The organism is Pseudoalteromonas rubra, from assembly GCF_004212645.1.
In the GTDB taxonomy this organism is placed as follows: Bacteria; Pseudomonadota; Gammaproteobacteria; order Enterobacterales; family Alteromonadaceae; genus Pseudoalteromonas; species Pseudoalteromonas rubra_G.
This window is the reverse complement of the sequence record NZ_PPUZ01000032.1, coordinates 1-13,794: the sequence shown is the minus strand read 5'-3', so window position 1 is coordinate 13,794 and position 13,794 is coordinate 1. Positions and strand designations below refer to the sequence as shown.

Genomic DNA, 13,794 nt, shown 5'->3' with positions numbered 1-13,794 from the left:
CAGCATTGGACTACCTTTCGGGGGGCAATCAGTTGCCACTTTGACGCCAAATTGTACTTATCGATAAATAAGCAGATAGCGTGCCAACATGTCATACCTATCATTCTATAGTCCTGAGTTACCTGGTTGGTGAGTCAACCGCTAACCTAAGGCGCAGGCTCTGAGAAAACGCAGTGGCGCCTACGGATAGTAAGTCAGTATTTATACATGCAGGCTCAGCGCCAGTTTTGCGCTAACAACATCCGGACAATTTATTGCGGAGGTATAGAAGGAAAAAAGCCACCGCAATGCGGTGGCTTATTAAGATTGAGAGTGAGTCAATTTTTTGTACATAGACTTGGCATGGACTATGCATTAATAAAAACGTGTTCATATTCGAATGAACGCTATTGGATTTAAGCTCCTCCGCTTTATCGTCCAATACGGTGTCTGAGTCAAATACCCCATCGGGCTCAGACACCATTTTCTTTACCTATTATCCCAGAAGACTTAGTGCAGCCTGTGGACGCTGGTTAGCCTGACTAAGAATGGTCTGGCTTGCCTGTTGCAGAATCTGCATTTTGGTCAGGCTTGCTGTTTCCTGTGCGAAGTCAGTATCTTTAATCCGAGATTTCGCAGCTGACAGGTTTTCAGAAATATTCGACTGGTTACGAATGGTTGACTGGAAGCGGTTTTGTACCGCACCTAGCTCAGCACGCTTTTTGTCAACAACCGCAATCAACGCGTCCATACCTGCCATAACTTGCTGTGCACCTACCTGGCTCGATACACTGATACCTGTTTCAGTGAATACCGAAGCAAACGTGTTTGATGCCGTGTAAGCTGAATCTAACGCCGACAACGTCGCTTGTTGTGCCGTGCCGATAATACCTACTGATGGTGCACCGTGCAGTGCTTTACCAACTACGGTCGAAGCCGCACCTGCGATACCCGACAGTGTAAATCCGCCATTAGCAGTCAGTGAGTTACCTGCCGCTGTACCGCCTACTTCTTTCATCGTGAAGCCGATGGTCTGTACTGCGTCTGCACCCACCTGGAAGCTGGCTTCATAGGTACCATCCAGCAAGTTTGTACCACCGAAAGTAGTATCCGCAGCTACCCGGTTTACCTCACTCATTAGTGAGCGGATCTCTTCCTGGATTGCCAGACGGTCTTCATCTGTGTTCGAACCGTTAGAAGCCTGTTGTGCCAATGTTCTGACACGCTGGAACATAGACGTTACTTCTTCCATTGCACCTTCTGCGGTTTGCGCCAGTGAAATGCCGTCGTTTGCGTTTCTGTTACCTTGGTTCAGACCATCGATCTGTGAAGTCAAACGGTCAGAGATTTGTAGACCTGCTGCATCATCTGCCGCGCTATTGATTCTGAAACCTGAAGATAGACGTTTGAATGACGTATCCAAAGAGTTACCAGAATTCATTAATTGTCTTTGTGCGTTCAAAGAACTTACGTTAGTATTTACATAAAGTGCCATGGTGATTCTCCCACTTTAAAACGAGTATTCACACTCTCAATTTCAATCTTTCAGCGTTTGAGTTCAGTTTCACTCTCCGGCTTGGTTATTTAAGTTATCGGTCAGGCAAAAATTTCCTTTAGAATTTTTTTTGATTTTTTTATATGCAAATGAATTATATAGGTTTTTATTTGTAAATAGCGGGCCAGCGGGAGGTTATTTGACTTGCTTCAGTCGCTCTGTAATCCCAAACTATGGATTATTTAATGACTAATAAACAATGAGTTGATGGTCAATGTAAGAATTAAGGAAGATTTCGATGTACAAATGGCAAAAGGAATAAAAGCTGAACTTTGCGTGCCGTTAAGGCAATAATTTGCCACCTCTGTAAACAACAACGCCACCGGGTCGGTGGCGTTCGTAACGAAAGGCTATCTTATATAGTCGAGCAGCGTTAAATTAGATAGTCGACCAAACGTTGCCTGCGAGGCCTGCAAGGCGGTCTCATGTTTCGTCAACTCAGTGATGGCTTCTGCCATATCTAGCTCAACCAGGTCTGCCTTAGCGGATTTATTACTGATATCCTGATCCGCATTTGCGTCTGAGATCAGAGTGGCGGTATTCAGTCGCCCGCCCAGAGCGGACTGAATTGAGGAGACCTTTGCTTTGGCATTATCAAACCCGACCATAGCATCTGCCAGCCTCTGACGATAATCGTCACCGCTTAAGGTGTCATCACGCAATGCCGTTGTAAGCTCTTCCAGTGTGGTCAGAATGTTCTTTTTCTCCGGGGCTGCCAGCGTAAAATCCATACTGCCGGGCAAAGTACCACTGAACCCAAACGCCATCCCAGCCACTTCCAGGGCATTCCCCTCAAAAGTGCCTGTCGAAATAACGGTTCCGCCCTGACTCAGCTGATAGGTATTCGGTGTGCCTGGCGCCATGTCTAACGTTAGGGTATTTGCCGTCGCTGGCGCTGTTGGATCGGCGTTATAATTGGCCTTATGGAATGCATCAAATGCGCCCTGATCTTCAACATACACAGTCCCTGCGGTTACCCCTGCGCCAGGCGTTGCTGTATTAGAGGTCACATTTAACCGGGCAGCCACATTCTCGAAGGTATCAAAGCCGTTATCACTGGATTTAATTGCCACTCCCTCGGCAATTTTAATCTTGTGCTGCCCCTGATCGCCCTGATAATCATAGCTGCCGGTGGTGGCATTAAACTGATAGGTTTTGGTGTTGTCCTGATAACCGGAAAAGATATAACGTCCATCCTCCGACTGAGTGTTCATCAGGCTCAGCAGAGCACTTTGAATTGACTCAATTTCGTCAGCAATGGCGTGACGGTCAACATTTGCAAGCGACCCATTACCAGCCTGGATAGCCTTACTGTAAGCACTGTCTATCCCATCTTTAATACCGTTTAGCACAGTTTCTTGGGTACTTAACCTGTTTTTTAACATGGTCAGGTTTTTACCATGCTGTTCATTGATCTGTATTTTATCGGTATATAAAAGTGCCCGCGCCATCGCAGAAGGATCGTCAGAAGCCGTTATAACGCGTTTTTGCGTATTGACTTGTTGCATGGCCTTGTTCACTTCCTGCTGGTTATCCAGTATCGAATTGAGGTTATTCTGATACATCATATTTTGAGACAAACGCATGATTACCTCGCTGCACTTAATAGTGTGTCAAATACGGTCCGCGCAACAGTGATGACCTGTGCAGCCGCGGAATAAGATTGTTGAAAGCGCAACAGATTCGCAGCTTCCTCATCCAGGTTCACCCCGGACATAGATTCGTACCAGGCTTCAGACTGAGCGGCCAGCGCATTGAATGCATCACCATTTGTCTTGGCCTGATTTGCTACGACACCGATTTCTGTCACCATACCTGAATATGCCTCGTTAAAGGTACTCAAGTTATCGGCTGTCGCCGTGGTCACAACATTTTGTCTGACCAACTGGCTTGACTGAAGATTGCTAAGCTCAGCACCATTGCGGTTATCATCAAATCCGCCAGTGTTGAACTCAATCACAAAGGTATCGCCTGTCGCGGGGGTGCCTTCGATATTAAAGTCAAAACCGTATGCATCATAAGGATTACCGGCTTGAGCCAGCATATTTTCAGCCGGTGGGGTAATAGTAAAAGTCGTTGTACCATTACCGTCGTTAAGTTGATATTCATTGGCATTGGCGGTCTTAACTAAGCTAATCTGACCATTACTCAGCCCCGGAGGGCTTAAACCATCAAAGTTACTCGTTGCAGGGTCAGTATTTGTGACCGTACCAGCAGAAATCGTGGCGGTACTGGTGTTGTTAAGCCCAGCAGAAGTTCTGATAGGAGAAGCCAGCGCCAGGCTTTCCGGACGACTGGTTGCCAGAGAAAGATTTCCCGCAGCCCCGGAATTCAGCTTGACCAGAAAACTGTCGCCCACATTGGCCGCACCTGTCACCGCCATTTGTAACCCGAATGACTCGCCAGTGAGCAAGGTGTTTGAATCTATCACGCCCGCGGTCACGTTGGCGGTAGAAGGTGTGCCTATCACATTACCTTTACTATCTACAGCGGCAATTTCCACCGTATTCGCCCCCGTAAAAGTAATCCGGAAATCCTCTGCCGGTATACTACTTCCCATACCAGCTTCCAGCGTCGCGGTCACTTGCGCACTGCCTGTGTTGTCTGAATAGGGATATCCGCCCACCGTAGGTAAGGTAAAAATATCTCCTCCGATGTTACCATCCAGGTCCATACCCAGATGATTCTGCTGGTTAAACGCATCTGTCAGCGCAAGGCCTATCTGGCCCAGCTTAGTTTGCGCAGGCACCAGGATTTCGTCACGAAATGCCAATAACCCCCCGACTTTGCCTTTCAATGTGTTGAGATCCACATCTAACGCTGTTGCCTGACCAACCCGAACATCCAGTTTCAGTGCTTTATGATTGGGATCAGGGTCGCCAGCTAAGGAAAACAAATTGAAGGTGCCATTTTCCATCACCAGGGATTGCCCGGAACCAAGGAAGACTTGTTTGCTGCCGTTGGCGCCATCCAGCGTTTCAATATCCACCAGCTCCGCAAGGTCGCGAATTGCCTGATCCCGCTGATTAAGCAAAGTATTAGCTTCACCACTGGTAAAATTACCGTTGTAGGCTGCAATTTCTGTGTTAAGGTCGCCGATTTGTTGGATCAGGTTGTTTGCCTCATCTGCGTATATATCGAGCTGTTCGTTAACAATGTTGTTTTGATCAAATACGATCCCAGACAGTCTATCCATCTGATCCAGCATGTTTTGTGCTTTGGTCAGAAATATAGAACGATTAACCGACGACGAGGGAACGTTCATCGCCTCCTGCGCGCTGTTAAACAAGGCATTGATGCTTTGATTCAGGTTATTTGATTCCTCACCAAACAAGGTATCTACCCGCGTAGCCTCAGTCACAAATTGCTCGTAGTAAGACTTGTTAGAAATGTCCCGGTTTAGCTGCCTTTGCGCAAACTCATTAAGCAAGCGCACGGTTTCACCACGACCAACCTGATTGTTGATCATGGTAGTATGTTCAGTCCGTTCGCGAACATACCCTTTGGTATTCAGGTTTGCGATGTTTTTACTGGTCGTTTGCAAGAGCTCAGAACTGGCTCTGATCCCTGACGACCCGATATTCATTAGGTTAAATGACATCTTAGTTTACTCCCTGATGCACTGACGCTGACAACATGGACTGAAATTCTCCTCTGCCCAACACACGTTTAATTTTTTCTGCATAATCTGGATCAGTGGCGTAACCGGCCTGTTGCAGCGCATCCAGATATTGATCTGGATTGTCTGTCTTAGTTAAGGCCTCCTGATACCTGGGGTTGGATTGCAGGAAATCGACATAATCATTGATGCTCTCTTTAAGCGAGTCATACGCTCTGAAGTTCGCTTGCTTTTTGACGGGCAGACCCTGTTCAAACTCGAGCGTCATTTTACTGGCGCTGTCGCCTTGCCAGCGCTTGTCTGCTTTTATGTTAAACAGGTTAAAGCTGCTTTCACCGTCCTGACGCGCAATAATATGCTTGCCCCAGCCTGTTTCCAGCGCCGCCTGAGCAACCATCACCGCTGGGTTCAGACCAATCTTGGCAGCCGCAGATTTAGCATGATCCCATAGCTGACTAATGAAAGACTCAGGATCATCGAATCGCACGTCGTCAGACGCACTCTCTTTCACCTCAGGCTGCTTCTCGGCTTTGCGTTCTTTTTCGACATTCGCTTGACTCGCTTCAGCATTGGCGATGCGATCACTTTGCAACTCGGCACCAGTGCGCAATACCGAGCTTGGCATATACCCATCGCGGTTAGGCGATAGCTGCTGCACAATGAGATCAGCAAGGCCTAAACTCCCCTCACTGGACAGTTGCATAGACATCTGCTGATCATGCATATCGCGATAAAACTTGACGCTGCTGGAATTAAACGGACTGTCTTTGTCTTCCAGTACTTCATTTGCTTTACGCATACTGGACAACATCATCTGGGTGAAAATAGATTCGAACTGCTGAGCCGCCTTACGCAACGCTTCTTCAGAGGCATTGGCATCACCAGCACCTTTCAGCGCGTCTTGTCTTAACGAGTTCAAATCAGTTAAGTCATAGAAACTTTGGTTGCGAGTCGGATCAGTATTCATTGCTCAAAAACACATCAATATTCATAACTAATAACAATGCAATTATTGAGCCAAAAAAAAGCCCCATAAAATGGGGCTAACTATTTGATTATAAAAGAAGCGTTAAATGACGACTAATTGACCATGTATCGCGCCGGCCTCTTTTAGCGCTTCAAGGATCGCCATCAAGTCGCCAGGTGCTGCCCCTACGGCATTGATAGCACGGACCAGATCATCCAAACTGGAGCCGGGGTCAAAAACGAACGCACGAGAGTCATCCTGGTTAACATCAACAATACTCTGACGAGTAGCGACTGTCTCGCCTTCTGCTAAGGGCTGAGGCTGAGACACGTTCACTTGCTCTGCAATAGTGACGGTTAAACCACCGTGGGTAATGGCCGCGGGTTGCAGTTTGACTTCCTTACCAATGACTATGGTGCCGGTGCGTGAATTCACGATGATCTTCGCGGAGGTATCTGCCGGTGTAAATTCCAGATTTTCCAGAGTCGATAAGTAAGCGACACGCTGAGATGGATCTCGCGGTGCGATCACTCGTACCGACGCTGCGTCCATCGCCTGTGCACTTTGCGGCCCGACCAGATCGTTGATGGTGTCAGCCAGACGCTTGGCCGTTGTAAAGTCGGGACGGTTCAGGTTGAACGTAATATGATCTCCCTGTGTGAACGGGCTTCTGACTGCGCGCTCAACGGTACCACCATTTGGAATACGTCCAACGGTTGGCGTGTTGATCACAACCCGGCTGCCATCTAGCCCTTCAGCCCCTAAGCCACCGACAATCATACTGCCCTGAGCAATTGCATACACATTACCATCGACCCCTTTCAGAAAGGTCTGCAATAAGGTGCCACCGCGCAAGCTGCCTGCGCTACCAATGGAAGACACGGTCACGTCAATTGTTTGACCTGGCTTTACAAACGCTGGCAACTCAGCGTGAACGGCTACCGCTGCGACGTTTTTAATCTTTGGTTTGAGATTAGCGGGCATGGTAATACCAAAGCTATTGAGCATGCCTTTGAAGCTTTGTTCAGTAAAGCGCGTTTGTTCCCCTGTGCCGGGTAAACCAACCACCAGGCCATACCCGACCAACTGGTTTGAGCGCACGCCTTCAACCATAGTCACATCTTTGATCCGTTCAGCATGGGCAAAGTGGCTGCCGATAAGCGCAATGGCCAGCACGAACATGTTGAATAATTTCATAATCTGCTTCCTCAAAACGGCATGATGGCGCTCATAAAGAACTTCGTCAGCCAGCCTGCACTTTGTACTTCCTGAGTATCGCCTTTACCTGAGTACTGAATGCGCGCATTCGCTATACGGTTTGATTCCACCGTATTATCTGCATTCACATCTTGCGGCCTGACCAGGCCCTCAAGACGGATAAACTCTTCACCTGTGTTCAGTGTCAGCCATTTTTCGCCTCGGATCACCAAGTTACCATTGGGTAAAACCCGCATGACATTGACAGAAATATTACCGATCAAACTATTCGACTGGTTGGCCTGGGCATCGCCCTGGAAGGAGGAGTTAGCCCCGGCGTCCAGCTGAATACTTTTATTACCCCAGTTGACTGCCGCCCCACCTAACCCAAGTATAGGATCGATATCCACTTCGCTGTCTTTATCCAGCTTGGAATTTGCCGCTTTTGACGCCTGGGTCGACTCTCTCAGTACAACCGTAATAATATCGCCGGTGCGAAGGGCCTTTTTATCTGAATACAGATCGTTGGCATACGCATTAAATAACGAGCCAGTTGGCACAACGGGTGCAGCTTCCGCTTCCGGGTACATGGGCGCGTAGTAAGGATCGTCCCGCTTAACATCTTTATTTTGTGTTGTTGTACAACCACTCAGAGCTATACAGCCTGCCGCTACCAGGCCAAGTGTACGTAACTTGTCCATACTACCCCCAATCATTTAAAGCTGTTGGTTAATGTAACTAAGCATCTCGTCAACGGACTTAATCACTTTTGAGTTCATCTCGTAAACTCGCTGTGTTTCAATCAGATTGACCAGCTCTTCTGTCACATTAACGTTCGATGTTTCCAGTGCACCCTGGACAATTGAGCCCAGACCTTCAACGCCCGGGTTGCCCTGAACCGGCGCACCACTTACAGCGGTTTCGGTGTAAAGGTTCTGACCAATTGGTTCCAGACCCGACGGGTTAATAAAATCACTGATAACCAGCTGACCTATGACCGTATTGGCGGCTTCCCCTTGGATACTCACAGACACCTCACCATCCTGAGAAATGGTAATGGAATTAGCATTGTCCGGGACGTTCATCTCAGGCTGCACCGGGAAGCCGGCACCTGAGGTCACAATTCGACCTTCTTCATCTGTGGTAAACTGGCCATTTCGCGTGTAGGCAATGGTGCCATCAGGCATCTGGATTTCAAAAAAGCCAGGCCCCTGAACCATCCAGTCCAGTGAGTTTTCTGTGCTCAGCATATTGCCTTGCGAGAAGTTTTTCTGGTTTGCGACCACTTTGGCACCCGCCCCCAACATCAAGCCTGACGGAAGCTCGGTATCCTGAGAGGAGCGGCCACCTGGCTGATTAATATTCTGATAGAGTAAGTCTTCAAATATAGCGCGGCTTTTCTTATATCCGACGGTGCTGGCGTTCGCTAGGTTATTCGAAATCACCGAAATATCAGTTTGCTGGGCATCTAGGCCGGTTTTACTGATCCATAATGCTGGGTTCATAATCTATACCTCACTCTCTTAAACGATACGCAGGAGCGAAGTGTGTCGCTCATCAATTTCTTCAGCGGTTTTCATCAGTTTCATCTGCATTTCGAACTGACGCTGAAGGTTTATCATGTCTACCATCTCGTGAACCGGATTCACGTTGGACATTTCCAGATAGCCACTCATGACTTTGGCGGTTGGGGAAATTTCACAAAATCCACACTCGCCATCCTCGAGTGCCTCTTCCTTTGGCCTGAACAAACCATCATTGCCTTTTTCAAGTTTGCTATTGTCTGCGTTAATAATCTTTAATCGGTCAACCACTTCTAAAAAATTGGCCGGTGCGCCCTGAGGACGAACCTGAATAGAGCCATCGTCACTGAAGACCACCTTTTCTACCGGCAGCGGCAGTATGATAGGTCCACCTTCGCCAATTAATTGACGACCATGGCTGGTGACCAGTGCCCCATCTGCGGTGATATTCAGTGTACCAACCTTGGTATAGGCTTCTTCGCCAGCTCCATCTACCACACTTATCCAGGATTTTTCGTCCACCGCAATATCCAGCTCGCGACCCGTTTCAGTAACAGCGCCACTCGTCATCATGGTTCCCGGGCGCTCCTGCATCGCAAATACACGCGTGGGCAGCCCTTCACCAAATGCCTGCATTGAGCGGGCCTGTGCAAAGTCGGCTTTAAAACCGGTAGTATTGGCATTGGCCAGGTTATTTGCCTTTAGCCCGACACCAACCAGGTTTTGTTTGGCGCCTGACATGGCGACATACAGCATTTTATCCATGGGAACGACCTAAACTTGTTCAATCTATACTGATTAAAGCAATATAGATGCCAAGATGATCGTCAAGAAAATGAAAAGGCCGCGTTGAGCGGCCTTGAGAGGTGATGAAGTAGATTATCGGATCTGCAGAATGTTCTGCTGAAGTGTTGAGTTGACTTCCAGCGCCCGTGAATTTGCCTGGAAGTTTCGCTGTGCGCTGATCAGGTCTACCAGCTCGTTCGTCAGATTTACGTTCGACTGCTCCAGGGCTGATGAGTTGATGGTGCCCAGCGTACCCGACCCAGGTTCACCGGCAATCGGCTCGCCCGATGTTAAACTCTTTTTCCATCCGGTGTTACCCACTTGCTGCAGGCCCTGGGAGTTTGAGAAGCGGACCATCGCCACCTGACCCAAGTAAGTCGAATCGCCGTTGCTGTAGGATGCAACAATTTTACCATCAGAGCCGATATCAATACCTGCCAGTCGGCCGGTTGTAGCACCGTCTTGCTCTAGCGCTTTAACCTCAAAGCGGCTCGCAAACTGTGTCGGTGGTTTGGTGTTTGCCTCATCACGCCAGTTCATCTGGATATTACTCGGGAAGGTTGCGCCATTGGTCAATAATGTTGATAAACCTGCGCCAGCACCTGCTGGGATATTGAACGGGTCAAAGGTTGGTCCAGAGACTGGTACTCCCGGGTCTCCTGTGAAGGCAGGGTTACCATTAGAATCAAACTCAAACTCGGTAATTGGCCCAGCGACACTGCCGTCACCCGCAGGACCGACTAACTGCCCACCCAGCGTTGCATAAACCTGCCACTGATTTGGGTTTGTCGCAGGATCTTCTTTAACAAAATACATTTGGAGAGTATGCGGTTCACCTAAGCTGTCATAAATCGTTGTAGATGTTGAGCTGTTGTAGGAAGCACTTACTGTAGGATCAAACGCCAATGTAGGCGATGTCACTCTTGAGTCCAGGTTAAACGAGGTGTAAACGTTTGTTGTTGCACGGGGAGAACCCGATGCATCTGGGATCTGTAATGCAGCAGACGTACTCAAACTAACCGATGTCGTATCACCTGTACTTGGGTCAACAGGAAAGCCTTGCAGGAAGTTACCCTGGGCATCAACAATAAAGTTATCTTTATTGAGCTTAAACGCTCCCGCACGACTGTAAGTAAAGTCTTGAGAACCCAATTCTTCACTCATTGCAAAGTAGCCCTCACCTGTAATCGCCAGATCCAGCGAGTTCTGAGTAAAGTTCAGAGAACCCTGATGAAATTGCTGCGCAACCATAGTGGTTTGAACACCGTCACCATTTTTTGTTTTACCAGCACTGAATACCGAAGATGCATAGACGGATGCGAACTCAGCACGTGATTCCTTGAAGCCCGTCGTATTCACGTTGGCAATGTTGTTAGCTGTCGTGTCCAGATCTTTCTGAGCCGCAGCTAAACCTGTTAATGCAATATTGAAACTCATACTCTCACCTCTTGCTATTAAGGTTAAATCTTTCTAATTAGGCCAATTCTGCGACGTCAGTCAGCCGCACGGCACCTGCTTTAGTGTTAATAACGATGCCGCTAGCACCATTGACATTGACGCTTTCTATATTCCTGAAAGTCGCCGTTGGTAATGCTGTAAACTGGCCATTCACTGACCCTTCAGCCTTTACTGTGTAATCCCCAGGCGGAAGCATCTCGCCTTCTTTATTCTTGCCATCCCAATCAAAACGCACTGCACCAGGGCTTTGATCTTTGAGATCAATGGTTCTTACCAGTTCGTTTTTGTCATTTAGGATACTGACCGTCAGTTTCTCGACAGGCTCGGTCACAATGATCGAGCCCCGCGCTTGCATGTCCGGTCCATGTTCGATCGTGTCTGACTCAAGCAGGGCTTTTTTGCCAATGAGAGTCGACGCCTGCAGTGCAGAATTAGAGGTCATAGAATCAGCCAATGTTTCAAACTTCGTATTCAGGTCTGAAATACCCTCAGCCATAGTGAAGTTTGTCATTTGCGCAATCATCTGATCGTTGTCAGCCGGTTTACTAGGATCCTGATAAGACAACTGCTGAGTCAATAACGCAAAGAAATCCTCTTGCTTCAACTCGTCATTCTTTTCTGTCGGAACCTGCTTGTCAGGCCAACGCAATGAATCGACATAGGTCGAGGTTGCTGAATTGACTTCGTTACTCATTGGCTATACTCCCACTTAGCGCTGGCCAAGTTGCAGGGTTTTGCTAAGCATCTGCTTAGCGGCATCCGCTACCTGAACATTCGTTTGGTACGAACGCGATGCAGAGATCATATTTGTCATCTCTTCAACCACATTCACATTCGGTTTATAGATGTACCCATCTTTGTCAGCACTTGGGTGATTGGGGTTATACTCAACCTGTAAAGGTTTATCACTTTCCACGATACCCAGAACTTTAACACCCACCGACGACCCCATAGTGTTCGGTTGAGCAGCTGCAGCTTTATTTAATTCTGCAGCAAAAACTGGATGCCTTGCTCTGTATACCTTGTCCTGACTTGAACTTACGCTGTTTGCGTTTGAAATATTACTGGCGGTCGTATTCAAGCGAACATTCTGAGCACTCATGCCCGAACCCGCTATATCGAAAACATTATATAAACTCATAATTAGCCACCTTGACCACTAAGGGCTTTTTTAAGCCCTTTAAATTTACCAGATAAGAAACTCAAACTAGCTTGGTACTCTAATGCATTTTGTACATACAAGTTTCGTTCCACCTGTATATCGACTGAGTTACCATCACCAGTATCTGCTTGATTTGGCGTACGATATTGTTCAATGCCATTGTTTAACTGAGTCCCACCACTAAGGTGTTTCTCATTGGTTCTGACCATCTTATTGCCGCTTAGCTGTGCCGATTTTGCCGCTTTAAAAGCCTGACCAAAGTCGATATCCTTGGCTTTGTATCCAGGGGTATCAGCATTGGCTATGTTGCTTGCCAAAATTTCCGCACGCTGAGAGCGGATCAGCATAGTGTGGGGGTGAACCCCCAATGCTTTATCAAAACTAATTGCCATAACCCGACTCCAAAAATTTGACTTGATGAGATTAAAGCAAGAATAAGGCCAATATTTAAGTGGCGGAAAATTGCCGCATCACAACGTAACAGGTAATACCAAATTGATTAAATTTATGATCTAATGTCAAAATCTAATATCCATCGATGGGATAATGATTTTGCAGCCCTCTGATTTTATTAAGCTCTCCAAACAAACTAAAGATCCAAGAAAGAAAGTGCGCATGCTTGCGCTGGCTCATTTCTTTGAAGGTAAATCTCGCTATCAGATTGCTGAATATTTAAAGGTCAGTCGTACTAGCGTGAACAAATGGGTCAAAGACTATCTCGACTATGGATTAGAGGGCCTGGAGGACCTGCCTCGCTCGGGCCGTCCTTGTAAACTGGATGGTGCACAGCTGAAGCAGCTTAAAGCATATGTACTCGACTCTATAAACCGCACGGAAGGTGGTCGGCTAACATTAGAAGATATTCAGCAGTATATCTCTGAGTCTTTCCACATAGAATACGAGTTGTCAGCCGTCCACAGGTTGCTGAAAAGACAAAACTTCTCATGGATCAGCAGTCGTTCAATTCACCCTAAAGCGGATCAAGCTCGCCAGGAAGCTTTTAAAAAACTTTGAGCTGGAAACGATCCTTCACACCCCGGGGCACCTGCTTCCTGAGCGCATTGATGTGTGGTTTCAGGATGAGGCGCGATTTGGTCAGCAAACTTCAACAACAAAGGTATGGGCTGAAAAAGGCTCACGTCCAAGAGTCGTTAAGCAGCAACAATTCGAATATACCTATCTATTCGGCGCAGTGTGTCCAACGACTGGCGAAACAGAAGCACTCATCTCACCTTTAGTGAATAAAGAAGTCATGTATTCTCACCTGGAGCAAATATCACAAAGGACTCAACCAGGAAGAATGGCAGTAGTCATCATGGATCGCGCAGCCTGGCACTTCAAAGATGGTTTGGTAGAGGGTTTAGAGAATGTAGTGATCATTAGGCTGCCGCCTTATTCCCCAGAGTTAAATCCCATGGAACAAGTGTGGAGCTGGCTGAGGCAACATAAGTTATCAAACAGAACCTTTGCCAACTACGATGACATTTTGGATCAGGTCAGCGAAGCATGGAATGCGTTTATCTCATGTGCTGACAGGGTGAAATCATT

General features: G+C 47.5%; 13 protein-coding genes. 1 reads left to right on the top strand and 12 read right to left on the bottom strand.

The features are described 5' to 3' along the window. Nucleotides 1–475: 475 nt before the first annotated feature. The 12 genes from C3B51_RS11870 to flgB form a co-directional block, all read right to left on the bottom strand. Nucleotides 476–1,474 (bottom strand): flagellin, encoded by a 999-nt coding sequence (locus C3B51_RS11870; RefSeq protein WP_125720725.1) that lies wholly within the window; start codon nucleotides 1,472–1,474, stop codon nucleotides 476–478. A gap of 410 nt (nucleotides 1,475–1,884) precedes the next feature. After that, nucleotides 1,885–3,120: a flagellar hook-associated protein FlgL gene (gene flgL / locus C3B51_RS11865; protein ID WP_130245180.1), complete on the bottom strand. Its 1,236-nt coding sequence runs from the start codon at nucleotides 3,118–3,120 to the stop codon at nucleotides 1,885–1,887. Between the two features lie 2 nt (nucleotides 3,121–3,122). After that, complete coding sequence (gene flgK, locus C3B51_RS11860; protein WP_125720721.1) at nucleotides 3,123–5,135, bottom strand: flagellar hook-associated protein FlgK; 2,013 nt, start codon at nucleotides 5,133–5,135, stop codon at nucleotides 3,123–3,125. 1 nt (nucleotide 5,136) lies between these two features. Next, nucleotides 5,137–6,120 (bottom strand): flagellar assembly peptidoglycan hydrolase FlgJ, encoded by a 984-nt coding sequence (gene flgJ / locus C3B51_RS11855; protein ID WP_130245179.1) that lies wholly within the window; start codon nucleotides 6,118–6,120, stop codon nucleotides 5,137–5,139. Nucleotides 6,121–6,222: 102 nt separating this feature from the next. Continuing rightward, nucleotides 6,223–7,317 (bottom strand): flagellar basal body P-ring protein FlgI, encoded by a 1,095-nt coding sequence (locus C3B51_RS11850; protein WP_130245178.1) that lies wholly within the window; start codon nucleotides 7,315–7,317, stop codon nucleotides 6,223–6,225. 11 nt (nucleotides 7,318–7,328) lie between these two features. After that, nucleotides 7,329–8,018, bottom strand: a complete 690-nt coding sequence (flgH, locus tag C3B51_RS11845; RefSeq protein ID WP_130245177.1) for a flagellar basal body L-ring protein FlgH — start codon at nucleotides 8,016–8,018, stop codon at nucleotides 7,329–7,331. A gap of 15 nt (nucleotides 8,019–8,033) precedes the next feature. After that, nucleotides 8,034–8,822, bottom strand: coding sequence for a flagellar basal-body rod protein FlgG (gene flgG, locus C3B51_RS11840; protein ID WP_010385605.1), 789 nt, complete (start codon nucleotides 8,820–8,822; stop codon nucleotides 8,034–8,036). Nucleotides 8,823–8,840: 18 nt separating this feature from the next. Further along, nucleotides 8,841–9,605 carry a flagellar basal body rod protein FlgF gene (locus C3B51_RS11835; RefSeq protein WP_125720713.1) on the bottom strand — a complete coding sequence of 255 codons (765 nt, stop codon included), beginning with the start codon at nucleotides 9,603–9,605 and terminating at the stop codon, nucleotides 8,841–8,843. 114 nt (nucleotides 9,606–9,719) lie between these two features. Continuing rightward, the gene (gene flgE / locus C3B51_RS11830) at nucleotides 9,720–11,063 is read right to left on the bottom strand and encodes a flagellar hook protein FlgE (RefSeq protein ID WP_125720711.1); all 1,344 of its coding nucleotides are present in this window, start codon (nucleotides 11,061–11,063) and stop codon (nucleotides 9,720–9,722) included. Between the two features lie 37 nt (nucleotides 11,064–11,100). Beyond that, entirely contained in the window at nucleotides 11,101–11,778 is a 678-nt protein-coding gene (locus C3B51_RS11825) for a flagellar hook assembly protein FlgD (protein WP_125720709.1), read from the bottom strand. 15 nt (nucleotides 11,779–11,793) lie between these two features. After that, the gene (gene flgC, locus C3B51_RS11820) at nucleotides 11,794–12,225 is read right to left on the bottom strand and encodes a flagellar basal body rod protein FlgC (RefSeq protein WP_125720707.1); all 432 of its coding nucleotides are present in this window, start codon (nucleotides 12,223–12,225) and stop codon (nucleotides 11,794–11,796) included. A gap of 2 nt (nucleotides 12,226–12,227) precedes the next feature. After that, nucleotides 12,228–12,638 (bottom strand): flagellar basal body rod protein FlgB, encoded by a 411-nt coding sequence (flgB, locus tag C3B51_RS11815; RefSeq protein WP_125720705.1) that lies wholly within the window; start codon nucleotides 12,636–12,638, stop codon nucleotides 12,228–12,230. A 154-nt stretch (nucleotides 12,639–12,792) separates the two neighbouring features. Between flgB and C3B51_RS11810 the strand changes: the two genes are divergently transcribed. Continuing rightward, nucleotides 12,793–13,794, top strand: a protein-coding gene (locus C3B51_RS11810; RefSeq protein ID WP_430929841.1) for an IS630 family transposase whose coding sequence is annotated in 2 segments (ribosomal slippage) — nucleotides 12,793–13,250 and nucleotides 13,249–13,794 — 1,004 coding nt annotated over the 2 segments. Because the reading frame shifts where the segments join, the coding sequence is not laid out codon by codon here. This gene is flagged as partial in the annotation.

Bases quoted from the DNA above. Each gene is read 5' to 3' on its own strand.
- C3B51_RS11870 (WP_125720725.1), bottom strand. From the start codon at position 1,474: ATGGCACTTTATGTAAATACTAACGTAAGTTCTTTGAACGCACAAAGA.
- flgL (WP_130245180.1), bottom strand. From the start codon at position 3,120: ATGCGTTTGTCTCAAAATATGATGTATCAGAATAACCTCAATTCGATA.
- flgK (WP_125720721.1), bottom strand. From the start codon at position 5,135: ATGTCATTTAACCTAATGAATATCGGGTCGTCAGGGATCAGAGCCAGT.
- flgJ (WP_130245179.1), bottom strand. From the start codon at position 6,120: ATGAATACTGATCCGACTCGCAACCAAAGTTTCTATGACTTAACTGAT.
- C3B51_RS11850 (WP_130245178.1), bottom strand. From the start codon at position 7,317: ATGAAATTATTCAACATGTTCGTGCTGGCCATTGCGCTTATCGGCAGC.
- flgH (WP_130245177.1), bottom strand. From the start codon at position 8,018: ATGGACAAGTTACGTACACTTGGCCTGGTAGCGGCAGGCTGTATAGCT.
- flgG (WP_010385605.1), bottom strand. From the start codon at position 8,822: ATGAACCCAGCATTATGGATCAGTAAAACCGGCCTAGATGCCCAGCAA.
- C3B51_RS11835 (WP_125720713.1), bottom strand. From the start codon at position 9,605: ATGGATAAAATGCTGTATGTCGCCATGTCAGGCGCCAAACAAAACCTG.
- flgE (WP_125720711.1), bottom strand. From the start codon at position 11,063: ATGAGTTTCAATATTGCATTAACAGGTTTAGCTGCGGCTCAGAAAGAT.
- C3B51_RS11825 (WP_125720709.1), bottom strand. From the start codon at position 11,778: ATGAGTAACGAAGTCAATTCAGCAACCTCGACCTATGTCGATTCATTG.
- flgC (WP_125720707.1), bottom strand. From the start codon at position 12,225: ATGAGTTTATATAATGTTTTCGATATAGCGGGTTCGGGCATGAGTGCT.
- flgB (WP_125720705.1), bottom strand. From the start codon at position 12,638: ATGGCAATTAGTTTTGATAAAGCATTGGGGGTTCACCCCCACACTATG.